The 23,036-nt window shown below is 61.5% G+C and carries 17 protein-coding genes and 5 pseudogenes; 14 read left to right on the top strand and 8 right to left on the bottom strand.

Annotated elements, in window-relative coordinates:
- Positions 1-123: 123 nt before the first annotated feature.
- Positions 124-909: a UPF0149 family protein gene (locus AC57B8_RS00450; protein WP_496478301.1), complete on the bottom strand. Its 786-nt coding sequence runs from the start codon at positions 907-909 to the stop codon at positions 124-126.
- Between the two features lie 577 nt (positions 910-1,486).
- Here AC57B8_RS00450 and AC57B8_RS00445 point away from each other — a divergent pair.
- Positions 1,487-2,611, top strand: coding sequence for an MHYT domain-containing protein (locus AC57B8_RS00445; RefSeq protein ID WP_496478300.1), 1,125 nt, complete (start codon positions 1,487-1,489; stop codon positions 2,609-2,611).
- Here AC57B8_RS00445 and AC57B8_RS00440 read toward each other — a convergent pair.
- Positions 2,576-2,782: a hypothetical protein gene (locus AC57B8_RS00440; RefSeq protein WP_496478299.1), complete on the bottom strand. Its 207-nt coding sequence runs from the start codon at positions 2,780-2,782 to the stop codon at positions 2,576-2,578. The genes AC57B8_RS00445 and AC57B8_RS00440 overlap by 36 nt on opposite strands.
- Before the next feature lie 21 nt (positions 2,783-2,803).
- Between AC57B8_RS00440 and AC57B8_RS00435 the strand changes: the two are divergent.
- Together AC57B8_RS00435 and AC57B8_RS00430 are read left to right on the top strand one after the other, a co-directional pair.
- A pseudogene (locus tag AC57B8_RS00435) lies at positions 2,804-3,077 on the top strand (IS5/IS1182 family transposase); the annotation flags it as partial.
- A 266-nt stretch (positions 3,078-3,343) separates the two neighbouring features.
- A complete protein-coding gene (locus tag AC57B8_RS00430) occupies positions 3,344-4,267 on the top strand; it encodes an MHYT domain-containing protein (RefSeq protein ID WP_496478298.1) in 924 nt (307 codons plus the stop codon).
- A 904-nt stretch (positions 4,268-5,171) separates the two neighbouring features.
- Here AC57B8_RS00430 and AC57B8_RS00425 read toward each other — a convergent pair.
- Positions 5,172-5,486: a hypothetical protein gene (locus tag AC57B8_RS00425; protein ID WP_496478297.1), complete on the bottom strand. Its 315-nt coding sequence runs from the start codon at positions 5,484-5,486 to the stop codon at positions 5,172-5,174.
- A gap of 457 nt (positions 5,487-5,943) precedes the next feature.
- Here AC57B8_RS00425 and AC57B8_RS00420 point away from each other — a divergent pair, with 457 nt between their 5' ends.
- Genes AC57B8_RS00420 through AC57B8_RS00395 form a run of 6 tightly spaced genes read left to right on the top strand, consistent with a single transcriptional unit; the run spans position 5,944 to position 13,444 of the window.
- Positions 5,944-7,404 (top strand): MFS transporter, encoded by a 1,461-nt coding sequence (locus AC57B8_RS00420; protein ID WP_496478296.1) that lies wholly within the window; start codon positions 5,944-5,946, stop codon positions 7,402-7,404.
- On the top strand, positions 7,404-8,951 hold the full coding sequence (locus tag AC57B8_RS00415) for an FGGY family carbohydrate kinase (RefSeq protein ID WP_496478295.1): 1,548 nt from the start codon (positions 7,404-7,406) through the stop codon (positions 8,949-8,951). Before AC57B8_RS00420 ends, AC57B8_RS00415 begins: the two co-directional genes overlap by 1 nt.
- Positions 8,948-10,624: a glycerol-3-phosphate dehydrogenase/oxidase gene (locus AC57B8_RS00410; RefSeq protein ID WP_496478294.1), complete on the top strand. Its 1,677-nt coding sequence runs from the start codon at positions 8,948-8,950 to the stop codon at positions 10,622-10,624. Before AC57B8_RS00415 ends, AC57B8_RS00410 begins: the two co-directional genes overlap by 4 nt.
- Positions 10,625-12,175 carry an FAD-binding oxidoreductase gene (locus AC57B8_RS00405; protein WP_496478293.1) on the top strand — a complete coding sequence of 517 codons (1,551 nt, stop codon included), beginning with the start codon at positions 10,625-10,627 and terminating at the stop codon, positions 12,173-12,175. It begins immediately after the preceding gene.
- 10 nt (positions 12,176-12,185) lie between these two features.
- Positions 12,186-12,776 (top strand): glycerol-3-phosphate responsive antiterminator, encoded by a 591-nt coding sequence (locus AC57B8_RS00400; protein ID WP_496478292.1) that lies wholly within the window; start codon positions 12,186-12,188, stop codon positions 12,774-12,776.
- A gap of 59 nt (positions 12,777-12,835) precedes the next feature.
- Positions 12,836-13,444: a glutathione S-transferase gene (locus AC57B8_RS00395; protein WP_496478291.1), complete on the top strand. Its 609-nt coding sequence runs from the start codon at positions 12,836-12,838 to the stop codon at positions 13,442-13,444.
- Between the two features lie 117 nt (positions 13,445-13,561).
- Here AC57B8_RS00395 and AC57B8_RS00390 read toward each other — a convergent pair.
- The 3 genes and pseudogenes from AC57B8_RS00390 to AC57B8_RS00380 form a co-directional block, all read right to left on the bottom strand.
- Positions 13,562-13,775, bottom strand: a pseudogene (locus tag AC57B8_RS00390) (IS3 family transposase); the annotation flags it as partial.
- Between the two features lie 2 nt (positions 13,776-13,777).
- Positions 13,778-14,247: pseudogene (locus tag AC57B8_RS00385) on the bottom strand (LysE family translocator); the annotation flags it as partial.
- Between the two features lie 21 nt (positions 14,248-14,268).
- Positions 14,269-14,895, bottom strand: coding sequence for an FMN-binding negative transcriptional regulator (locus tag AC57B8_RS00380; RefSeq protein ID WP_496478290.1), 627 nt, complete (start codon positions 14,893-14,895; stop codon positions 14,269-14,271).
- An 80-nt stretch (positions 14,896-14,975) separates the two neighbouring features.
- Here AC57B8_RS00380 and pdxR point away from each other — a divergent pair, with 80 nt between their 5' ends.
- From pdxR to AC57B8_RS00365, 3 genes and pseudogenes are all read left to right on the top strand, one after another.
- Positions 14,976-16,463, top strand: a complete 1,488-nt coding sequence (gene pdxR / locus AC57B8_RS00375; RefSeq protein ID WP_496478289.1) for a MocR-like pyridoxine biosynthesis transcription factor PdxR — start codon at positions 14,976-14,978, stop codon at positions 16,461-16,463.
- Positions 16,464-16,567: 104 nt separating this feature from the next.
- A pseudogene (locus tag AC57B8_RS00370) lies at positions 16,568-16,846 on the top strand (transposase); the annotation flags it as partial.
- The gene (locus AC57B8_RS00365) at positions 16,821-17,048 is read left to right on the top strand and encodes a hypothetical protein (protein ID WP_496478328.1); all 228 of its coding nucleotides are present in this window, start codon (positions 16,821-16,823) and stop codon (positions 17,046-17,048) included. The pseudogene AC57B8_RS00370 and the gene AC57B8_RS00365, both read left to right, overlap by 26 nt.
- Here AC57B8_RS00365 and AC57B8_RS00360 read toward each other — a convergent pair.
- Both AC57B8_RS00360 and AC57B8_RS00355 read right to left on the bottom strand, forming a co-directional pair.
- Positions 17,045-19,609 carry a M66 family metalloprotease gene (locus AC57B8_RS00360; RefSeq protein ID WP_496478288.1) on the bottom strand — a complete coding sequence of 855 codons (2,565 nt, stop codon included), beginning with the start codon at positions 19,607-19,609 and terminating at the stop codon, positions 17,045-17,047. The two genes, AC57B8_RS00365 and AC57B8_RS00360, sit on opposite strands and share 4 nt — an antisense overlap.
- 398 nt (positions 19,610-20,007) lie before the next feature.
- On the bottom strand, positions 20,008-21,603 hold the full coding sequence (locus AC57B8_RS00355) for a M66 family metalloprotease (RefSeq protein WP_496478287.1): 1,596 nt from the start codon (positions 21,601-21,603) through the stop codon (positions 20,008-20,010).
- A gap of 5 nt (positions 21,604-21,608) precedes the next feature.
- Here AC57B8_RS00355 and AC57B8_RS00350 point away from each other — a divergent pair, with 5 nt between their 5' ends.
- Together AC57B8_RS00350 and AC57B8_RS00345 are read left to right on the top strand one after the other, a co-directional pair.
- Positions 21,609-21,821, top strand: a complete 213-nt coding sequence (locus AC57B8_RS00350; RefSeq protein WP_496478286.1) for a hypothetical protein — start codon at positions 21,609-21,611, stop codon at positions 21,819-21,821.
- A gap of 438 nt (positions 21,822-22,259) precedes the next feature.
- Positions 22,260-22,619 (top strand): annotated as a pseudogene (locus AC57B8_RS00345) (transposase); the annotation flags it as partial.
- Positions 22,620-23,036: the final 417 nt, after the last annotated feature.

The raw sequence follows: 23,036 nt of genomic DNA, 5'->3' as shown, positions 1-23,036 counted from the left end.
GATGCGCTTCAGGTTCTCTTCGGCCAGGTCCAGGACCTGCATCATGACCATCAGCATATCCTCGTCCAAGGGCTGCCGTGGCGACTCATGCAGTGACCGAGCGAGCTGGATCTGCGATCTGTCTCAGTGCAGGTCGTTCGCTGCTCCGCAGCACTTCTTGAACTTCTTGCCGCTGCCGCAGGGGCAAGGCTCATTGCGCCCCACCTTGGGTTGCATCGACTTCGCCACCTCGCGCTCATAGACAGCGCGTCTGAGCGGGAGCCAGTGGGCATGCATGTCCAGCACCGCTTGCGGAATCTGGAGTGCCAGCTCGGCCCTCATGGCAGGCGTCTTGGTGAGTTCGTCCTGATCAACGGAGAAGTCATCTTCGCCGAGCAGGCCGATCGGCCTGAACCAGGCTTGCCCTTGCGGCGTTGATAGCAACGGCTGCCAATCATTCCAGCAGAGCTTCATTCCCTCAACGAAGCCGTAGGCCCACGACTCGGCGTCGTCATATTCCCGTTTGTCGCCCTTGTAGGTCATTGTTGACCAGCCAGGACTGACCACTCGTGGCTCCTCCTCCAGCCCGGAAATGATGCTGTTGAAGTGACGCATGACCAATCCCAAAATGTGGTTCACCTGCTCGATTGACTCCATCGGCGGCATCATCTCCTTGGTGCCCCAGATCTGGGGCAGCCACCGCCTCGGCTGCACGGTGGTCGGACCGACCGCAAGGGCGTGCATGAACCCGTCCACCATGTCCAGCGTCATCACCTCTTCCGTGTCGACCTCATAGAGGAGGAACCAGTCAAGCTCGTCGTACTCGTCCTCGGACAATGGGGCAAATGGATTAGTCATCGATGGATCGAATGCGGAGGTATGACCGCGATTCTCGCCCCGACGCGCCGCCGAAGAAGTACCAACCGTCATCCCTTAGTCCAGCGCTCATGTGGCGACAAGGGCGTGGTCAAAAGAGCGCTTACGTGTCAGCGGCAACCGAGACACGTATAAGTGCATGGCCGGCCTGCCTGTGCAGCAAGACCACGTCGTCGAGAAAGTCGAATCTCGCGCCACCGCGGCTTTTTCTTGCACGACCCGCTCGACTCCCTTGCTCTCGCGCGTGCGCAAATTCCTTCGGCGAGTGCCAGCCCAAGGCACTGTGATCCCGGATCGGGATCGATGTCGCTCGGCGAAACCACAACTACATCATCAACAGAAGTGACCTTGCGGCTGAAGACCTTCGCGAGGCTGAACGGCGCGAACGCGCCGAATAGGTGCACGCAATGTCTTGTAACACCTTCATCTACGGGAACCTACCCATGTATCGCTTTGCCTGGAGATGCGTAATGTTGAAAACAAACGTGCTCATTTCTTTGATACTTGCAGCCCCCCAATACGACTGAGATCGAGTCCCTCTCAGTGCCTATTTCGGCGACGGTCTTTCTTGATCGCAACGAAGAACCAAAGCGGCCGAGGCCTTATTTCGCTTTCACGCTCAGGGATTCGCATGGGAACACTGCTCACGCCTTCATACAGCGTGCCGTTGGTCGCGCTGTCTTACTGCATGTCAGTCGCAGGCTCCTTCATCGCGCTGCTCGCAGCACGTCGGATCGTGGGGCCAGGAGGGCGAATCGGCCTCTATCACGCTGCAACTGCAGGGCTCGCCTTGGGCGGTGTTGGTGTGTGGGCCATGCACTTCATCGGCATGCTCGCGCTCCAACTACATGTCGGCGTTTCGTACTCCATGTTTGAAACGCTGATTTCACTGGTCGCTGCCGTCGTGACGACCGCCATTGCACTTGCTTATGTGGCTGCGGCGCCTCGCAGGGTCGTCCGCCTGCTCGTGCCCGGCTTCCTGCTGGGCATGGGCATCGTCGTGATGCACTACCTGGGCATGTTCAGCATGCGCTTCGGGGGTTTCATCGGCTGGTCGTATTTCATCATCGGCCTGTCCATGCTCATTGCGGTCGTTGTGGCGACCGTGGCGCTGTGGCTCTCATTCAATACCCGCACGCTTGCCGTTCGCGCGCTGGCCGCTTGCGTCATGGGCGGTGCCGTCTGCTCGATGCACTACACCGGCATGGCTGCCGCGAGTTTCATCTGCACAACTACGACACCACAGGCAATTCCTTCGGGCCCGACCATCGTCAGCGGTCTGCAATTGCACGGTTGGGTCTTGATGTTCACCATGGCCGCGTTGTTCCTCCTCGCGCTCGATCAGTTCGTGCGCTACACGGCAGACGTCTCTACCCGGCGCACGATAGAGCAACGGCCCATGAACTGCCTGTCCGGTGGGCACATCGACGAATTGTTCGCTCCTCTGCGCCTTTGGGCATACCACACCGTACAAAGCCATGAGAGCGAGGAACACTGGCTCACCATAGCCCAGTATCAGGCCGCGGCTATCAATGCTGGGTTCATCAAGCCCTTGCCATTCAAGGACGTCCGAGACACAGCGAAGGCAACAGCCCGCTGGGTCTGGAAACACCGCCATGAACTCGGCGGCAGGCACGAGGTGCTGGATGGCACCGACGACCACGCTGCCAAGCGCATGCAGTCTGGTGCAGCTTCCAAGAATCATCGGCGCCACAAACAATCAATGGGCCCCGGAGTGACAAGCCGGCCGCGATAGTGGCAATGCCCATTCACCAAGCCGTGTGCGCTGAAAGGCGATCATCTCGATCTTGGTGTCCTTGAACTTGATCTCGCCGTCCTGCTGGCGCAGGCGCTGAAGCATCTGCTGCGCGAGTGCGGTGATGGCCTCAGGGACCAAGCCCTGGAGGTCTTCGTCCTTGACGATCATGCAGTGGCTGCATGCCTGAGCAAGAACGCCAAACGTTGGGCGGATGCAAGGCTGAGGCGCAGGCAAGAAACGAGATCCCGAGAACGACAGGCAAGCTTGGTCGCTCAATCTGGAGGAAATGGAGCGGCTATCACCGTCGCAGCCTGGTACTGACCAAGACAGAGGCTTCAAGAGACTGGGCGAGCGCATGATGGCACGGGATGTCCAGAGACAGGTGACCGAGTTGCAGGTACGGGCATCGATCCTCAACAGGTTCATCGGTCTGGGAACGCCTGAGACTGTGCGCGTGGCATAGCTGCGTCTGGGGTAAGGGGAGGCCCGCCCTGAATTCGAGCATGCAACAGCGCTGATGAAACCCACGAAACAGACATCCCGACTCTCGCCCGCCATGCGGTTCTCCTGCATGACTTTGTCCACCTCAGCGACGCCGCACAGCACGACCACACCAAACAAGAATGCGCGCAGTGTTTCGTGACATACCACTCACTTTCCGCGATCGGCTGCTCACTTTTGAGTACTTTGTACGTAAGGGTAAACGATAATTTTCTCGTCGACTGACATTTGCAAGCAATCGGCAGGGTCAGTCGAATTCAAAGCTTTGATGGCAAGGACTTCAGTGTCGCGCGCATCGGGGGCGAAGCGGTAGCTGCAGGGCATTGTCCTGGCCGCTTTATTCCTTCTCAGTCGCAACAAAGAGCAACAAGCCGGCTGAAGCCTTATTTCGCTATCGCACGCTCAGGGATTCATATGGGAACACTACTCACGCCTTCATACAGCGTGTCGTTGGTCGCGCTGTCTTATTTCATTTCAGTCGCAGGCTCTTTCATCGCCCTCCTCTCCGCACACCGGATCGTGGGCCCGGGAGGCCGAATCAACTGGTATCACGCGGCCACCGCAGGGCTCGCCTTGGGCGGTGTTGGTGTGTGGGCCATGCACTTCATCGGCATGCTCGCTCTCCAACTTCATGTCGGCGTTTCGTACTCCATGTTTGAAACACTGATTTCACTGATTGCTGCTGCCGTGGCGACGGCCATCGCGCTTGCTTACGTCGCTGCGGCGCCTCGCAGCATCGTGCGTCTGGGCTTGGCCGGTTTTCTGCTCGGCATGGGCGTTGTCGTCATGCACTATCTGGGTATGTTCGGCATGCGTTTCGGAGGTTTCATCGACTGGTCGTACTCGATCATCGGCCTGTCCATGCTCATTGCCGTTGTAGTAGCAACCGTCGCGCTATGGCTGGCGTTCAATACGCGCACATCGGTCATGCGCGTGTTGGCGGCCGGTGTGATGGGGGCCGCTGTTTGTTCAATGCACTACACCGGCATGGCGGCGGCGAGCTTCATCTGCACCACCACAACCCCCCATAAGATTCCTTCCGGCTTGGCCGTCGTCAGCGCTCTGCAATTGCCCGGCTGGGTCTTGATGTTCAGCATGGCTGCGTTGTTCATCTTGGCGCTCGACCAGTTCGTGCGCTACACAGCGGAGTGAGAGCGCTGAAACGGGAAATTTTCTCGTGTGGGTGCATTCGTCGAACTCATGAATTCAACACAAATCACAGTTGATCTTCATGATGGTTGGTCGTGTCTTTTCCAGTTCAAAGAACGCCCAGCGGTCGTTACGCGGGCATCGCAGAGATAGCACTTTCCAGCCTCTCAATGGGTGTTTTAGTGATCATGCCGCACCCTTCAAGGCAGGCCATACTCGCGCACGTCAAACTGCGAGCCAGCCAGTTTTCCAGTGCGCGAACCCCTACCTTGGATGCAAGGAACTGGCAAAGCGGGGCCATAGGACTGCGAAGAATTTTCTTCACGCCAAGCGTCGTTGACTCTGGATTGAGTCCATTCAGTTCACTACTACATGATCGCGGCGATCACCTCGAACGAGAGTGCTAAAGGGCCTCTTTCCATGCCCAATTCACGAAGATCACTTGGTTCTGACTTTTGAAAAAACCGATGTACTGGTTGCAGTCATGGACATGGCACGAGCGGGTCATGGTTTCACACCGGCAGACGCGTTGGCCCATCTTGTGGACTTGGTCCAGAAAGAGGACGCTGAGAATGCATCCCATGACACCAATGTCGAAAATCTACTTCGCGTAGGTGCGTGCATCTGGAGCCTGCGGCGAGAAATCTTGAGCTAGTCAAACGATTAACCGCCATGGTGAATTCAGCAGCAGGCTTCGACAGCCAGAAACCGTATCGTGCATGCCCGCGTGAACGATCCCCGTCCTGTTCAGGCTGCGATGCAAATTGGTCCAACGTCTTTTCATCTCGAACAGCGGTCAGCACCTTCGCTTGCTTGAACAGCGCTTGGCCAACTTGGCTGATTGGACGACATCCCAACCCGATGCGCTGCTGCACTCAGCACTGATACCGATCCCGGATGTTCGTAGTCACGAGCCTTCCACCCAACAGCCCGATCTCAGAATCTTGTGGAAGATCTCGATCTTCCAGCACATGGCATACCAGTTGATCTCCCCCATGACGTCGGCCTTCGAACGAAGCGACAGATTCGTGAGGATCTTCCACTCCAGTGCAGCGCGACCCGATGGCGCGTCGCGCTCCTGCGCGTGAATGACTGTCAGATCGAGCGCAGGGTATTGCTTCCGCTTACCGATCGAACGGCGCACTCTGATGCGACGATGCCTGATCTCGAGAAGCGCATCACAACTTTGGCCCTTCACATCCCTGAACTCGACGCGATACACCCTTGCACTCGGACATCAGCCATCTCGTCGGCGACTGTGGATCACCACCGCCCACAAGACGGTCAACGCACGTTCTGACGAGGAATCCCGTGCTCAACTCTGCCGCGGTGAAGAACAACTCGTAGATGTCGCTTTCCCGGTCACCGATGTGTACACAGCGCTCGAGCTGGGCCGTCCGCGAGAGTTTTCTCGCGCCGCGCGAAAGCCCGCCCCCATGGGCCGACGGGGGTGGTCTCTTCGGCTTTTTCCGGTCGACGCCAACACACGAAACCGGAAGCAGCCCACTTGCAGATGCCTAGTGGTTAACGCTAACCCTGCGCGATTCCGTTGACCTTGCAAAAAGCTCGCACTTAGAATCTGCGTACAGGTTCAGATTTAAAGACCATCTGTGAGATGGCTTTGTCGCGCCTGCATGGTTTGCATCGTCCTCTTGCGGATTATTCCAATGGAGACAACTGTGCAACCCAACGCGATCAAGATCCGCGGCATCGACGATGTCATCGCCTACCTGGATTCACGCCAGGGCATCGTCGGCCGGGCCGCTGTCATTTGGTGGCTCGCACTTGGCGGACTGTTCCTCGACGCTTTTTCCAATTCCGCATTGAGCGCGGGCCTCGGCCCGATGACGCGCAACCTCTCACTCACCGCCGCGCAAGTCGCACTGATGACTTCGATGGCCTCGTGGGTCGCCATTGCGTTCAACCCCATCGGCGGCTGGATGGCCGACCGCTGGGGCCGCATCCGCCCGCTCGTCCTCGCTAAATTCTTGGCCGTGATTGGCGCGGTACTGGTGGTGTTTGCGCCCGGCTTCGAGATGATCCTGGTCGGCCGTTTCTTTGTGGGCGCGGCCTACGGCATCGACTTCGCCATCGCGATGGCGGTGCTCGCTGAGTTCACGCCGACCAAGCTCAAGAGCCGGCTCAACACCTGGCAGGGCATGTGGTATGCGGCGGTGTGCACCAACCTGTTGCTAGCACTGATGTTCTATTCGTGGGACGTGGGCGACGCGATCTGGCGCTACTCTGTGGCGGCCACCGCAGTTTTCGGCGTGACCATCCTCGTGCTGCAGTTCACGTTGCTGGTCGAGAGTCCCGTCTGGCTGGCCCGCAAGGAGCGGCTCGACGAAGCCGCCCGCGCCATGAGCCGCATCTACGGGCAACGCTTCGTGGCAGCACCCCATCGCGAACGGCTGCCGGTGCTCAACCAGGCGCGCCGCGGCGCAGCCAACGTGCTGCTTATCTTTCGTGGCGTGTACCTGCAGCGCACCATCCTTGCTGCTACCGTGCAGATCGGCCAATCGATTCAGTACTTCGCGGTGGGCTGGTATCTGCCGCTGATCAGCGCTACGCTGTTCGGCAAGGACTTCGCGCAGGCCACTCTGGGCGCGCTGGCCTTCAACGTGTTCGGCATCTTCGGCGGCTTTCTCTCGCCGTGGATCGGTCGCAAGCTCGGGCTGCGCCGCGCCTCGGCCTTCGGCTTCGCGATGGTGTTCCTCATGCTTCTCACGCTGGGGTTGTTCCACGGCCGCATGCCGCTGTGGCTGGCGGTGATCGTGCCATCGCTGTTCATCCTGTTCCATTCGGGCGGGCCCGGCGCGAACGGCAAGAGCCTGTCGTCGCTGTCGTTTCGCAGCGAACTGCGCGCAGGCGCCAACGGCATCATCGGTGCGCTGGGCTCCATCGGCGCAGCGCTGGGGCTGCTGGTATTTCCGCTGTTCCGCGAGAAGTACGGGCTGGAGCACACCTTCCTGATCCTGTCGGTGGTGCCACTCATTGCGAGCGCGATCTGCTTTGCGATCCGCTGGGACCCGACCCGCACCGCCATCAGCCCCGACAACGAAGCCGACGCGCCGCAGTTCAAGGACGACACGCGCGCGCTGTCCGAACCTCCGCATCCAGCCGTGGGAAAAATGAACTGATGAATTCCACCACTGAGGACGTGATCCTCTCCATCGATGAAGGCACCTCCGGAACCCGGGCGGCCGTCGTCGGTCGCGACGGGCACGTGTCGTGCCTTGAGTATGCGGCGCTGCAGGTCGACACGCCGTACCCGGGCGTGGTCGAGCAGGACGCAAACGCGATCCTCGAGAAGACCTTGGCCGTGTGCCGCGCGACCATCGCGCGCGCCCGAGCCGAGCACAAGCACATCGCCGCATTGGCCATCGCCACCCAGCGCTGCTCGGCCGTGCTGTGGGACACCCAGACCGGCCGCGCGTTGGCGCCCGTGATGGTGTGGCAGGACACCCGCTACGTCGACGAACTGAGCCGGCTCGCACCCGCATGGGACCCGGTGCTTGTGAAGCAGATGGGCCGCCCGGTGGGCGTGCGCTCGCCCTATCTCTGGGCTGCGCACCAACTGCGTGAAACGCCGGCCACGGCCCGCGCCTTCGACGAAGGTCGCCTGGCTTTCGGGACCATCGACAGCTGGCTGCTGTGGCACCTGTCGGACCAGCGCGCCTGCGTGACCACGCCCACCAACGTGACTTCGGGCAGCGCCTACGTGCTGGCAGAACACCGCTATCAGCTTGACTGGATCGACGCGCTCGGTTTCCCGCGCGAACTGTTGCCCGTATTGCGCGAGGACGCCGACCAGTTTGGCCGCACGCGCACCGACGTGCTGGGCATCGACGTGCCGATCCTGGCCTGCGCGGGCGACCAGCATGCGGGCGCCATCGGCCTGGGTTGCCTCGACCGTGAACAGGCGATGTGCGTGCACGGCACCGGCAGTTTCGTCGACGTGATCGTCGGTCCGGTGCAGCCCGTCAATGGGGGGCTGCACGACGGCACGCTCACCATGATGGCGCGCCGCGCGCAGGGCGTTTCGCACTTCGCGGTGGAGACCTTCGTCGCCACCACCGGCTCGGCGCTGAACTGGGTCTGCGAAAAGCTGCAGTGGTTCGACGACGCGAAGCAGATCAGTCAGCTCGCAGCCACCGCCGGCACATCGCGCAACGTCACATTCATTCCCGCGTTGACCGGCTTGCGCGTACCCGCAATGGAGCCCGCCGCACGCGCGTCGCTCACCGGCATTTCGATGGCCACCACACGCGCCGAGGTGGCGCGCGCCGTGCTCGAAGGCATCGCCCACTCAGTGGCCTCGTGCATCCGGGCGAACGAGGACGTGTCGGACGTGCACGTGTCCGAGCTGGTGGTCGGCGGCGGGCTGGCGAGCAGCTCCACGCTGTTGCAGATCCAGGCCGACCTCACGGGCATACCGGTGCGACGCTTGGCGGAAACCGACCGAGCCAGTCTGCGCGGCATCGCCTTTCTGGCCGGCTCGTCCGGGCTGCTATGGGACTCGCTGCAGCAGGCCCGCGCCACGCTGACCACCGACGCGGTGTTCGAGCCCTCAATCGATGCCGCCGAGCGTCAGGCGCGGCGTGCCCTGTGGCACGCCCGGGTCGAAGCCGAGCTCGCGCAGGCGCGCCACTTCAAGAATGTTTCAACAGGAGAGCTCCCGCGATGATGGTTCTGCCATTCCTGCAACCGTCCAAGGACCGCGCCGCGATGACGGCCACCGAGCCGCTGCGGCTGAACCGGCAGGATCAGCTCGCTCGCCTGGCCGACGAGCACTTCGACATGCTGATCGTCGGCGGTGGTGTCACCGGCGCCTACGCCGCGCTCGACGCCAGCCTGCGCGGCTACCGCGTGGCGCTGGTGGAGAAGGACGACTTCGCCTTCGGCACGTCGTCCAAGTCATCCAAGATGGTCCACGGCGGGCTGCGATACATCGAGCAGGGCAACCTCGGGCTGGTGCGCCACTCGCTGCTGGAGCGCCAGCGGCTGCGCCGCAATGCCCGCCACCTGGTGCAACGCCTGCCTTTCCTGTTTCCCGTCATGGAACGCGAGGGCGTGTTCGACAAGCGCCTGGCCAAGGCTTTCGAAAGCCTGCTCTGGACCTACGACATCGCGGGGGGCTGGCGCGAGGGCATCCTGCACCAGAAGCTGACCAAGTCCGAGGTGCTGTCGCATTGCCCGACCTTTCGTGAAGAGCATCTGACCGGCGGCTTCATGTACTTCGACGCGCGCGTCGATGATGCTCGGCTCACGCTCAACATCGCGCGCACTGCCGCCTTCCATGGCGCGGCGCTCGTCAACCACGCGAAGGCGGTCGAGATCACGCGCAATGCGCACGGCAAGGTTGACGGCGCTGTCGTCCAGGCCGATGGCCGAGAGATCCACGCACGCGCCAGTGTCGTCATCATGGCGACCGGCGTGTGGCTGCGTGACTGGGATGGCCGCAAGAAAGGCGACGAGAAGGCGCTGAACGTGCGCCCCGCCAAAGGCGTGCACGTGGCCATCCCATGGCTCAAGATCCGCAACGACTGCACCGTGACCATCCCGGTACCAGGCCGCAATCGGCGCGCGACCATCACACGCTGGGGCGATGTCTCCTACCTAGGCACCACCGATGAGGACTACACCGGCGACCTCGACGACGTGTGCTGCACGCGCGAAGAACTCGACTTCTTGCTCGATGGCGCACGCTCCGCGCTCAAGACCGATCTACGGGCCGAAGATGTGGTTGGCAGCATTGCAGGCTGTCGCCCACTGGTAGCGCCACCGGGCGGCAAGACGTTGGAGATCAAGCGCAACCACGAAATCCGCATCGCCTCCGATGGGCTGCTCACCATCGTCGGCGGCAAGCTGACGACGTCGCGCCACATGGCCGAACAGACCATCGACGCCGCGCAGAAGGTGCTGGGCCAGCGCAACCGCTGCAAGACCAAATCAGCCTTCCTGCTGGGCGCCGCCGGCTACGACGCGCAGGCCATCACCGCCTCAGGCGGCATGGCAGCACACCTGGGCGAGCGCTACGGCACCGAAGCGCGCTTCGTCACCGACATCCTGCACGCGAACCCCGGCCTGCAAAGGCCGATCGTCGAAGGCCTGCCACACAGCGAAGCCGAGATCGTCTATGCGGTGCGCCACGAACTCGCCTGCACCGTTGACGACGTGCTGTCACGGCGCATCCGCGCGCGCCTGATGGCGCGCGACGCCTCGGGCCGCGCGGCGGCACGCGTGGGCGAAATCCTCCAGGCCGAACTCGGTCTGCCCCCCTCGGAAACGGCGCAGCAGGTCAGCAGCTACCGCGCCGCCATCGAGCATGAAAAATCCATCCTTATGGGAGTGAAGTAGATGATCAGCAAAGACGCCATCCAGCGCGGCTACAACCGCCGCAACTACATCGTGGGCGCACATACGCCGCCGGCCTACGCCAAGACGATCACCAACGCCGACGGCCCGGCGGGCCTGCAACGCGCGCCGGTGCCTATCCCGGCCGCGCACATCGAGGCGCTGCGCAAGGTGGCCGACGAGGTGCTGACCGCCACCGCTGACGTCGTGGCATGGACACGCGACTGGTGGGCCGGCTCCATGGTCAGCGAAACCGGTGGCAGACCCGCCACGCCGCAGGCCGTGATCGTTCGTGCCTCCACCGTCGAACAGATCCAGGCCGTGATGCGCATCGCGCACGCCGCCTCGATCCCCGTGACTGTGTCGGCCGGCCGCAGCAACGTGACCGGCGCGGCGCTACCAGTACGCGGTGGCATCGTGCTCGATGTGTGCGAACTCAACAGGTTCATCGGCTTCGACGCCGACAGCCAGATCGTCGAAGTCGAAGCTGGCATGTTCGGCGATGTATTCGAGGAAATCATCCAGCGCGACCACCGGATGACCATGGGCCACTGGCCGTCATCCTTCGGCATCAGCACCGTCGGCGGCTGGGTCGCATGCCGCGGCGCGGGCCAATTGTCCACGCGCTACGGAAAGATCGAGGACATGGTGTTCGGCATGGACGTGGTGCTGGCCGACGGCAGCCTGGTGACCGTGGGCGGCTACTCGCGCGCGGCCGTGGGCTCCGACCTGCTGCAGCTTTTCATCGGCTCCGAGGGCACGCTCGGTGTGATCGTGCGTGTGCGGCTGAAGCTGCACCGCCTGCCCGACCATGGCCGCGCAATCGCCTACGGGTTCGACAGCTTCGCCACCGGCCTGCAAGCCTGTCGAGAGATCATGCAGCGCGGCGCTAACCCGGCCGCCCTGAGGCTGTACGACGCGCTTGAAAGCAAGGTGCAGTTCGAGCTGGCTGACACGCACGTGCTGCTGATCGCCGACGAAGGCGCACCCGAGATGGTGGATGCCGTCATGGTCATCAGCGAGCGCGTCTGCAAGGAACTCGGACGGGAGCTCGACGGCCCGGTCATCTTCGAGCGCTGGCTCGACACGCGCTATCTCACCGGCAAGAGCGCCGAAGGCTTCAAACGCAGCCCCGGCTTCGTAGCCGACACGCTGGAGATGAGCGGCCGCTGGAGCGACCTGCCCGTCATCTACGACGAGGTGGTGGCTGCTATCAACGCGGTGCCAGGCACGCTGGCCGGCTCGGCCCACCAGTCGCACGCCTACGTGGACGGTGCCTGCCTGTACTTCTCGCTGCGCGGCGAAGTCGAGGTAGCGGACCGCGCGCGTTGGTACCGCGCCGCCTGGGATGCGGCCAATGCGGTGCTGGTACGCCACAATGCCGCTCTGAGCCATCACCATGGCGTGGGGTTGCTGCGTGCGCCCTACATGGCCGATTCTCTGGGTAGCGCCTTTGCTGTGCTGCAGGCCATCAAGCGCACGCTGGACCCGAAAAATATCCTGAACCCTGGCAAGCTCGGCCTGAGTGACGAGCTGCCCGCCCAAGCAGACTGAGTTTCATCGAATGGACCGCTCCCTCGGCGCGCGCCTTGCGCGGCACCCGATCATTGCGACGCTCTATGGGACGGAGCAGATTGACGCCTTCCTCGACAGCCCAAGCGAGATCGCCATCGTCGCGAACGTGGAACTGCGCAAGCTGCATGCCGTGGTGGGGATCATCACGCGCGCCGACAAGATCGTGATCGTCAACATCGACAGTTGCGAGGGCATCTCACCAGACAAGGGCGGCGTCGAATATCTGGCCGAGATCGGCGCGACCAGCCTGGTGTCTACCCGCGTGGCCACCATCCAACGCGCAAACCGGGCTGGCCTGATGACCATACAGAAGGTGTTCGTGACCGACCGCTCGACCTGGCCGCGCAGTGTGAAGGCAGTGGAGCAGAGCGATCCCAATCTGGTTCAGCTGATGCCTGCGCCCATGCTCCCACACATCGCCATCAAGGAGCGCAACGCCTTGCCACCCATCATTGCCTCGGGTTTCGTGAGCACGCAAAACGACGTGCGCGGCGCACTGGCGGCCGGTGCAGTGGCAGTGTCGACGAGTGACGCTGTCATTTGGAGTCTCGACACAAAGCAGCTAAAAAACTGCCCCTGAAAGGGCATTGGTTTCGGTTTAGTTATCGTGGCACGCGCCTGACACAAGCTCTCACCTTCATGAAAATCTTCTTCTCCCCCGCGTCTCCCTTCGTGCGCAAGTGCATGGTCGTGGCCCACGAACTGGGCGTGGCCGATCGCATCGAGAAGCTGCCCAGCGCGGCCGGCCCGGTGAAGCGCGACGCGAGCATCCTCCCGAACAACCCGCTGGGCCAGGTGCCAACCTTCCTCACCGACGACGGCCAGGTGCTGTTCGACAGTCGCGTGATCTGCGAGTACCTCGACACGACACACGGCGGCAGCCTGTTCCCGGCCACCGGGCCTGCGCGCTGGGAGCGCCTGACCGAGCTGTCGCTGGCCGACGGCATGACCGGCGCCGCGCTGCTCGCACGCTACGAGACCATGCTGCGCCCCGAGGCGCTGCGCTGGAGCGACTGGACCGACGGCCAACTCGACAAGGTGCGCACCGGCCTCGAATGGCTCGAAGCGGCGGCGCCGTCGTTCGGCGAGCGCGTCGACATCGGCACCATCGCCTTCGGTTGCGCGCTGGGCTACATGGACTTCCGCTTTCCCTCGGTGGACTGGCGCGCCCAGGCACCGAACAGCGCGAAGTGGTTTGACGCCTTCAACCAACGGGTATCGATGCAGACCACCTTGCCGATGGCATAGGCCAGGAAGACCAGAAGGCCCGCATCGGGGCAATGGAGGAGCTCCGGTCCCAGTGTGGCGAGTTGGAAGTTTGTTGAACTATTCTTGAGGGAGTGCGGATAAGAACCTGGATTGGTTTCATGTCGCAAGTCCGAGACTTTTTCGGTATTCGATCGGGCTGAGAGAGAGAACCAAGGGAGATCTTGATCCGCTTCTCGTTGTAGCGGTGGATGTAGGAATCAACTTCTTTGATGAACTGCTCGACCGGGGCGATCCTCCAGTCTCGAGCGTCGAACAGTTCCATTTTCAGCCGGCAGAAGAAGCTTTCGCACGCCGTGTTGTCAGGCGAGCACGTGTGTTCAGTGCAACACAAATGCTGCCGAGCAACACGACCTGAGCCGTGAACGGCGCTGACGGTGAGACCAACTGTGGCAAGAGGGCAAGGAAGAAGAGCGTGGTCTTCACATTCAAAGCCTCGACCGCAATCCCTTCAGCGAGCGCTCTTCGAACGCCCTTCGACTTCACGCACACGGCACTCGAATCCTGCGTCTTGCTGGTCAGCATGCGGACTCCGAGACAGACAAGGTAGGCGACGCCAATGTACTTGACCATGCCGAAAGCCACGGTCGACTGCGCGATCAGGACGGACAAACCGAAGGCAGCCGCAAGAACGTGGAACGGGCGGCCGATGCCTGTTCCCAGGCATAAGGCCAGCCCCTCGGCACGTCCACCGCCAACGGTTCGCGCCACGGCGTAGGCTATGTGCCCGGCCCGGGCGTGAGGGCGAGCACCGTGGCCGTGCCAAGAAAAGCGAGGAAGAACATTTGCATTCGGTCGCGGCCGGTTCATGAGTGATTCGGCCGCATGAGCGCAGCCAGATCGACATGCCCTCGTGCCTCCAGCGCATCGGAAGCTCCAGCACGATCGCGCGGCTCCTTGTTCTGGCTCAGCTTGAACTTGCCGACGAGTGAGGTGATGGCGATCTCGATGCCCACGATGCTCTGGAGCAGGACGTCGAGGAATTCGGGAGCCGAGTCGCTCATCTTCCAAGGCTTCGCTTCATCCGCCTCGTGCCGCCGGGTCAATCGCGCAACCATCCGACGCACGAAGCGCTCATTGTCCTGAACGGTCAGGACGCCGTGCGCGTGGACCACCTCGTAGTTCCAGGTCGGCACCTGACGGTGCGCCTCATGTTTTGTCGGATACCAGTTAGGCGAGATGTATGCCTGTGCACCTCGGAAGACCACCATGACCTGGCTTCCGGTCGGGTTGCATTGCCACACGGGGTTCGCGCGCGCCACATGCGCCAGCAGCAAGCCATGCGGGCCTACCTCCGGATCGAGTTCGAAGGGCACATGGTCCGCGTCCAGGCCCGAAGGCCCGTGCGTCACGAGCGTGCCGAGCGGGTTGTCTCGAATGAGCCGGTGGAGCGGCTCCTGGCTGATCACGGCGAAGTGCGGAGGGATGTACATCGGTATCTGGCAGCAAAGGTGGGTCCTCTACTGTCGTTCCGAAGCGGCACAATGAGAAGAACCAGTTTTATAACTTTTCGATGGACCAGTTTTTTTCTTTGCGCTCCAAGCAAACCACTGAGGCACCTGGCAGCGGGCGTCGTGTCTACGGCACGCTGCGCGGGCAGATGGCCGACGGATCGCTGCCCGCTGGCGCGAAATTGCCCTCCACGAGGGCTCTGGCGGCCGAGCTGTGCGTGTCCCGCACGACCGTGACTGCGGCGTTCGAGCAGCTTGCTGCCGAGGGATATCTGGTGACCGCGGTCGGGCGAGCAGCACGTGTGGCGAGCCACGTGGCGCCGACGGTTCACGGTCGCCCGATCCCGGACGCCGGCACCAAAGACATCGCTTTGTCTGCGTTTGGAAGACGTGTCGCCGACATCGACGTGCCGGCGCCTCCTGATGCGCCTTCAGCCCGCATCGATTTTCTCTATGGCGCGATCGCTGCACGCGACTTCCCTGCGCAAGCATGGCGTCGTGCATACCAAGCCGAACTGCTGCGCCCACAGCACAGCCTGCGCTACATCCCGGCGGAGGGCGAGGAGTCCTTGCGTACGTCGCTGCGCGGCTACCTGCAACGTGCACGCGGCCTCAGCTGCGACGCCGACCAGATCGTGATCGTGCATGGCTCGCAGCAGGGCATCGACCTTTGCGCCCGGTTGCTGCTCGACGCCGGGGATACGTTCGTCTTCGAGGAACCCGGCTACCTGATGGCGCGACGCTGCTTCGAGGCGACCGGGGCGAAGGCGCTGCTCGTGCCCGTGGATGCTCAGGGACTGCAGACCGCATGCCTGCCCGAGACGGGCCGGCCACGCCTTGCCTACGTGACGCCGTCGCATCAGTTCCCGCTTGGCGGCGTACTCCCCGCAGGCCGACGACTGGAGCTGCTCGCATGGGCGAAACGGTGCCTGGCGTGGATCGTCGAAGACGACTACGACGGCGAGTTCCGCTACCGGCAGCGGCCCATCGACGCACTGCAGTCCATCGACAACGAGGGCCGGGTGATCTACATCGGCACCTTCTCCAAGGCGCTCTCGCCACAGCTTCGGCTGGGCTATCTGATCTTGCCGCGGGCGCTGGTGCCGGTGTTCAGGCAAGCCAAACGGCTTGCAGATCGCCACGCGCCCGTGCTCGAGCAACGGGTGCTCTCAGCGCTGATCGATAGTGGCGCCTACGAACGGCACATCCGCAGGATCCGGCGTACCAACGAGCGCAGACTGGTCGCGCTCCTCGCGGCGATCGAGCACTGCTTGCCAGGCGATGCCGTTGTCACGGGAAGCGCCGCAGGACTGCACGTGGTGATCTGGATTCCATCCTTGCGTCCCGATCAGGAGACGCCGCTGGTGCTGCTTGCGAAGCAGCGCGGTGTCGGCATCTATCCGATTTCTCCGCTCTTCGCGCAGGGCGAACAGCGACCGCCACGACCCGCGGGTTTCGTGGTCGGTTATGCGAGCCTGACCGAGGTGGAAATCAGTGAAGGAATGCAGATCTTCGGGAGCGCGATCACTGAGTTTCTTTACCGAAAGTGACTTCGAAGATAAACGTTAGCTTGAGACTGAGGCTGTGTGAGAACGCGTCGGCAAACCGGCACCAACAAATGGAATTGAGACCCCTGTTCTCAGCGGGGTAGCTCATGAAGAGATTCATCGAAGGCGAGAGTCGCAGCCAGGTCGCGCTGCTGCCTTAGTGCCTTGACGACTACATTGCCGAGGAAAATCCAGTGCGTGTCGTCGACGTCTTCGTCGATGAGCTAAGGCTGCAGGAACCTGGCTTTGACGGTGCACAGCCGGCTGTCATTGGTCGACCTTCATAGCACCCAGCAGTGCTGCTGAAGATCTACATCTATGGCTATCTGACGCGAGTGCACTCGAGCCGGCGTCTGGAGCGTGAGCCGCAACGCCAAGCTCGGATTCACCGTCTTTGGCCGTATCAGAATTACCGCGGCAACTTTTTTCCCCAAGGGCTGTCAGCATCGACCGGCGCTCGGACGCACCAAACAGCAACTGAAATACCTCTTGCCATTGCCCCATCGACGCGACGGCAGCGATCTGCCGTGCCAGAACGCTTTCAACGATACCCCGCATCTCGCCCAGGGGTGTCGAACTTCGCGTTAGGGCTTCGCCTCCGCGCCAAACTGACGCCATAGCGCGAGCAGGCTATCGGACTCAAGCAACGTCCAAAGTGCGCGTGAATCGGATGGCAGTTTGCTCCAACTTTTTGAGCTACTTTCATCGTTATTCATGATGTGAACCGGACTACCCGCCTCGATGGACCGATTGTCGTAGTTGACTGCCTGAAGGCGTCCACTTTCTTGTTGAACGAAAGCCTGTCCTCGATCTTGTAGTTGGCACGCCCCAAGCGTGATGGCGCTGTACCATCCGCCGTCAGTTCGCAAACAGAGGTCTGGACGAGCCGCATTGTGGATTCGCCCTTGACCGTCCATCCACCATTGCTGTTGTGCAGAGCTTTTGCAGGTTTGTGCGGACTCGCTCAGCAATTTCGGCATGTCCGATCCGGGATCGTCGATGGACAGGCACGAGCCGTTACTCTGCAGTCTGAGTGCTGCCGAAGTCGGTTTTAGCAGAGTCCCTTGGTTGTCGATCAAACCCAACGCGACAGCTTGCTTTCGCAACTGTGCGACACCCGTTGCGCTCGCAGTGGGCTGCAAAAGGCCTCGCTCAGTGCGAACATGGGCATTGAGCAAGAGCGTCTTTTCGCGTACCTCCAGCCAGTCTTTGATCCAAGCTTGAGAAGCCACCGACATCGAATTGAGTTGATTGCGCCATTGGAGCAATATTTCCTGCTGATCGGCGTTGAGCACGCTGCCCACAGTCTTCTTTTCGAGAAGACTGTTCAGTTGTGCGAGCTCCATATCGCGCAGCGCCGTCATTCCGTGCTCCATGCCCACATCGACCGTTGCGGGAAAGGGAGCGACCGGCGCACCCAGTGCTTGTTGAGCGAGGGTCGTCTCTCCGACAGCGGTGCGACATTTGATTGCTGCTTCGCGCGGCTGCCGGCTTGCAGCCACGTTCAAATGAAACTTTCGAGGCGGCTCCGACGCAGACTTGCTGGGGGTTAACGCAACGCGCAGGGGAGTGCCACTGGCCAAAGAGACCTCGAGCCAGCAAGCGCCCTCTTCCGATGACGGCTGCGCCAAGTTGTCGTATACAACACCCCAGCTTCCAAAGAAGCCTGGGTACACCAGGTTCAGCCCTGGATTGACTGTCTGGTAGCCCCCAAGGATCGTCACAACGGAAACACCCGCCGCGCTGGGCTTGGGGGCAGAAAAGGCGGGAGACAGTCTGCTTCTGTCCACCCATTCGCCTGACGCAGAGTCCCACGCCCGCCATCCGCTGGGGTAGGTTGGATCCGGTATGGCGCGGGCGCCACCCGATCGCGCGGTGGATAGATAGGACTGGATGCGCCGCGCTGAGTATCCCGTATGGTGGGTGTATTGCGAAAAGGCCGATTGCGTTGAGCCTCCCGACATCGCATCGGCGCCGTAATTGAAGACACCATCAAAGTTTCCGCTGTAGTAGCTGCTCCCACTGTTATCTGTTCCGCGGGGATCGAACGCGCTGTTCCATTTGAGATTGCCTCGCAGGCGCTGGCGCCAACCGATATAGCCCCATCCGCTGTCAGCATGGTGGACAGGATTCTTGGCGTCTGCAGACAGCCCCGGGTAATGCCCCAACCCGTAGCTGTGCCCCATTTCATGGGAGAACTCATTGCCGATGGAGTTGTAGAGCGTGATCATTCCATTGCCACCCGACAGGCCGTGGTCCACGACCCCGTTGGCGTACAGACCACGTGCATGATGCACGACGCGCTGACTGAATGTCTCAGGAGAGGTCTCGTTGATCAGCGAGTCGACGAGTCCATAGTTCGCGAGATTGATGCCTTGTGCTACCTGGACCTTGGCCACGTCCTCGCGCATGTCGCCATCGTAAACGCCGCCGTTTTGAGGGCTGGGGTTGCTCGTTGTGTAGATGGCGCCGCCTCCGGTCGATACGATGACCCTGTCGAGTTGCACATCTTGGTACTGGGCAACGGTGAGACGCGAGATCGGGAGCGTTTGGAAATAGTCCGTACCTGCGCGTTCGGGTTGCTGCATTAGATAACCCGTCTTGGCATTCGGCGGCGTGAGCATGCCCAGGCGAATGTTTTGCACCACCAACTCGGTGGGCGCGCCGAATTCAATACTGTTGGCAGCAAGCTTGCCTGACGACGAGTCGCCGGAAGCTGCAACGAACGAAAACTCAAGCTCGAGGCCCGGCCGCATCCATTCATAAGGCAGGACGGAGGACCAAGCTCGCTTGGAATAGCCAACGTCTCCTCTGCCGTCCATGGCGCCGTTGTCGCTGCGCGGCAAGAGCACAGGCGGACGCATCCGTTGAGTGCCCAGAACCACCCCATTGCGGCGAGCTGTCACGAGCATCTTGTCCTTGACCGGGTCGGCGCCAGCCGGCTTGCCGTCCGTCAGCAACAACACAAGCGCTTCACGCAGCGCTACCGGCCGTGGCAACTCACGCGCATCGTTGCCTGCAGGCGCAGCGGCGTGACTCTGGACAAACTGCACCTCCCCCACCAGCGCACCGCTGAGGTCGTTGCGCAACCCCCGCGCCGTGCTCGCGGCCGTGATGTCGTAGAACCAACGCGCCGGAGGCGTGGCCAAGGCGTATGCCAGTTCGCCCTCACTCCAAGGCAAGGCACTGGCTTCTTTCGGAGGAACGACGGGGGCGGGCGAATCCTCTCCATCTATAGAGGTTACTGGCCCGGCAGGGCCCGTCACGGAAGGAGGAAATCCGCCCGAAGGGCCTCCGGATGATCCACCTCCGCATGCGGACAAGACCAGTGCGCAGATCGCGAATAAAAGTGAAGGGGTCGTTCGTCGATTCAAAGATCTCATCGGAATTACTCTTGGGTGCTACGCAGCCGTTTGGCCAAGTAGAAGGAAGCCGTATAAAAACCACCGCCCCTCGGGGAGGGTCTTGCATGCGATGACCGGCGCGAACGTGGACAGAGACGCCCACGCGCACCAACCGGCTCAGGGACACGCCGACGCGGTCGCGCCTATCGCGAACGCGTTTCCCGGGTGGTATTGACGCCGTCAGACAAGCCGAACTCGTATTGCCCTCCGGTGGGGACGCCTAATAGCTCCAGATCCAGGCGTCCGCCCTGTGCGTCAAGAGCGAGTGTGGTGCGTTTAGTCCCCACGTGTGTCAATGTGAGGAACGGATAGCGCGAGGCATCCCAGTTCACGCGCAGACGTCCGCCGGACTCACTGAACGTCAGCATCGCAACCACGGCCTTTTCCTGTGTACTGGAAGCGCCCGAAACAGCAGCAGATGAGGCCTGACGCGCCAGCACCCGGCCATTGAGAACAACCTCCAGCGCCGAGATCAATCCCGGGTTGGGGATTGCAATAGCAAACCGCTCGGCGCCCGGCACATGGTCCAGCTCCTGCGTAGCGAACGGATATTCGAACGTCTTCCCCTGAGCCGTCGTGATACGCAGACGATAGGGCCCTTCGTCGGGCTCATTTTTTGTACCTTCAAAGGCCTTCACCGGGTTGAGCGTGGCTTGATCGCCCATGACGGATCCGCTCACGAGAAGAAGCTCTTGAGGCAAGCTGGTCTTTGTAATTTTCAGGTCGCTCGACTGCTGGACGAACGCATCCGCGGGAGTCAGATAGACCTGCATGAGGCGGTAGTTATAGTCCGAGAACCACGCCCCACTGCAGTAACTCATGATGTCGTGCTCGCTGGGGGCGGTGGCATCAATGAATGAATTCTTCAGGCTGTTGTAGCCCCAGATAAAACGAGATCCAGCCCCCATGGCGGCATTGGCGTATGGGTACTGCGGGTCCGGGCTCGCCGGGCCTCCACAAGGCGCGTGCCGCAGGCTCAGGTTGTGTCCGACTTCGTGCACCATCGTCTCCAGACCGATGGTCGGGTTCCGTACAAAGTCCAATCCGACCGCCGCCTTTCCAGGCCTATAACCCAGTCCTGCCAGGCCCAGCACCTCCTTCGGAATCCATCCGTAGTAGTAGCTATTGGTGCCGGCGCCCTCCAAGATACGCAACTGATTGATCTCATCCAGCAGGAGGTCATACGCTGTACTCCATTCAGCGTCGGTTGTCGGCATCGTCAGCACTTTTTGGGACCGGTATGGCGCGTGATTGGACTGTGCGAAATCAGCGACGGGCATCGCGGCCTTCAATTCCCTGGCAGAACTCACCGGCGGTACCGCCACCGTTTGACCAATACGGATCGGAACGGAAACGTGCGTGAGCTTGCGTCCGCCACCCACGCGAGGTGCGATGACTGCTTCCGTAATGGCTGCAGGTTGGAACTGCGCCTTGAGCTGCAGCCCGCTGCCTACGAGCTCCGCGGGAACTGTGACGCTGAAGCTGTCCGCAAAGCTTGGTCGGGTTGGTGCAATAGTTGGCACTGCCGCTGTTGGCGTTTTCAACGGCAGCTCGCGCAGAAGCTTGCCGGCACCATCCATAACGAGCAGCTTCCCTGTCGGCTTGCTATTCGATGACTTGTCTGCAACCAAGTTCACCTTAACGAGCACGTCGCGATCAGAGACTAGTACGAGTGCGGCATCGCTTGATGCAAACACCATGGACTGTGCAAGCTCCATCTTGTCGATTCGATAGCTCACGCCGGGTGCTGGTGCCGGTGCTGGTGCTGGTGCTGGTGCTGGTGCTGGTGCTGGTGCTGGTGCTGGTGCTGGTGCTGGTGCTGGTGCTGGTGCTGGTGCTGGTTCTGGTGCCGGTGCTGGTGCTGGTGCTGGTGCTGGTGCTCCTGCCGATGGAAGACCTGCTATGCCGCCGCCACTGCTTCCACCGCCACCACCACCACCACATGCAGCCAATGTAAGACTCGTACCAAGAATCAGAATAGATGGCGTGCGCCTGCAGACCTCAGAAATTTCGCTCAGCTTTATACGGTTCATATTATTTAATTAAATAGCATTACATGAAACTTATTCATTAATTCAATGCATTCATTTAATTAAACAACATGCGATTTGATTGCACCCCCCCTGAGTAGGGGGGGGCGAAATCAAATCAACGCAAGTGAGCCTTCCCGAGAATCCCCGGAAGTTGCGAGTCGTCTTCTCGAGCGCCTTCTCCCATTTCTCGAATTACCCGAACACGATGTGCATGCTTAAGAAGAGGCAGTCGAAGAAGCGTCGTGGGACGCGACCGCTGGACTGCGGCAACGCGCCAGACGCGAAATCCAGGGAATGAGAGAACGTTGCCTTTGCCAACGGCGGCCAACGCATCATGGAGTTGGACTTGGCCAAAAGAAGCACAGGAGAGCATCAAGCCCGGCGCCCAGGTGCGCACCGATGGTTCGGGTGCCTACAGCAGGCCGCAGAAAGATTTGGGCTACGACCACCAGCGCACTGTGATGCTCGGCTCGGAAGTGCCGGCGCATGTATCGATGGCCGGCGTCCGCCGCGTGGCGGCGCTGGTCAAGCAGCGGATTCTGGGGACACGCCACGGATCGATGCAGCCTGAACACTTGGAGGCCTACCTCGACGCGTTCGTCTTCCGCTTCAACCGTCGAACCTCGGACTCGCGCGGCATACTGTTCTACCGACCGCTCCAGCAGGCCGTGGTCGCTGCCCCTGTCACCTATGCGGATGTGATCCAGGCGAGCGACTCATAGGCGCCTAGCCAGCCACGAACTTGCAAATCTCGCTCGAGTACTCTCGCAGAAACTCGTGCTTGTTGGGCAGTGGCTCCGTTGCGTGTGGCGGAGGAATGTCCATAAACGAGAAATGGCCGGCTCCTTCTGTGACGCGGACATCCACGGTGCTCCAATCGCGCATGGCACGCGCCAGCCATTCGGTTTGCGCTGGAGGGGTGATGCTATCCGCCGAGCCCACCCACGCCAAAACTGGAATTCGCACCGCATCAAGTGCTGCCGGAGCCTGGAAGAATCCGGTTGGTGGCGCTAAGAGGGCTAGACGAGCCAAGCGACTGTCTGGTGCGATGTTGACGCGCCGACCCGGCCCCAACCACATTTGAGCTCCTGCCATTGCGAGGAGGGTGGTCGCACCAATCGAATGCCCCACTCCTATCG

The sequence above is a fragment of the Variovorax sp. BGA-UO-ETr-C22 genome, assembly GCF_059567965.1.
The sequence above is the reverse complement of the archived record's forward strand: the minus strand, read 5'-3'. Positions and strand labels throughout refer to the sequence as shown.

Bases quoted from the DNA above. Each gene is read 5' to 3' on its own strand.
- AC57B8_RS00450 (WP_496478301.1), bottom strand. From the start codon at position 909: ATGACGGTTGGTACTTCTTCGGCGGCGCGTCGGGGCGAGAATCGCGGT.
- AC57B8_RS00445 (WP_496478300.1), top strand. From the start codon at position 1,487: ATGGGAACACTGCTCACGCCTTCATACAGCGTGCCGTTGGTCGCGCTG.
- AC57B8_RS00440 (WP_496478299.1), bottom strand. From the start codon at position 2,782: ATGATCGTCAAGGACGAAGACCTCCAGGGCTTGGTCCCTGAGGCCATC.
- AC57B8_RS00415 (WP_496478295.1), top strand. From the start codon at position 7,404: ATGAATTCCACCACTGAGGACGTGATCCTCTCCATCGATGAAGGCACC.
- AC57B8_RS00410 (WP_496478294.1), top strand. From the start codon at position 8,948: ATGATGGTTCTGCCATTCCTGCAACCGTCCAAGGACCGCGCCGCGATG.
- AC57B8_RS00405 (WP_496478293.1), top strand. From the start codon at position 10,625: ATGATCAGCAAAGACGCCATCCAGCGCGGCTACAACCGCCGCAACTAC.
- AC57B8_RS00400 (WP_496478292.1), top strand. From the start codon at position 12,186: ATGGACCGCTCCCTCGGCGCGCGCCTTGCGCGGCACCCGATCATTGCG.
- AC57B8_RS00395 (WP_496478291.1), top strand. From the start codon at position 12,836: ATGAAAATCTTCTTCTCCCCCGCGTCTCCCTTCGTGCGCAAGTGCATG.
- AC57B8_RS00380 (WP_496478290.1), bottom strand. From the start codon at position 14,895: ATGTACATCCCTCCGCACTTCGCCGTGATCAGCCAGGAGCCGCTCCAC.
- pdxR (WP_496478289.1), top strand. From the start codon at position 14,976: ATGGACCAGTTTTTTTCTTTGCGCTCCAAGCAAACCACTGAGGCACCT.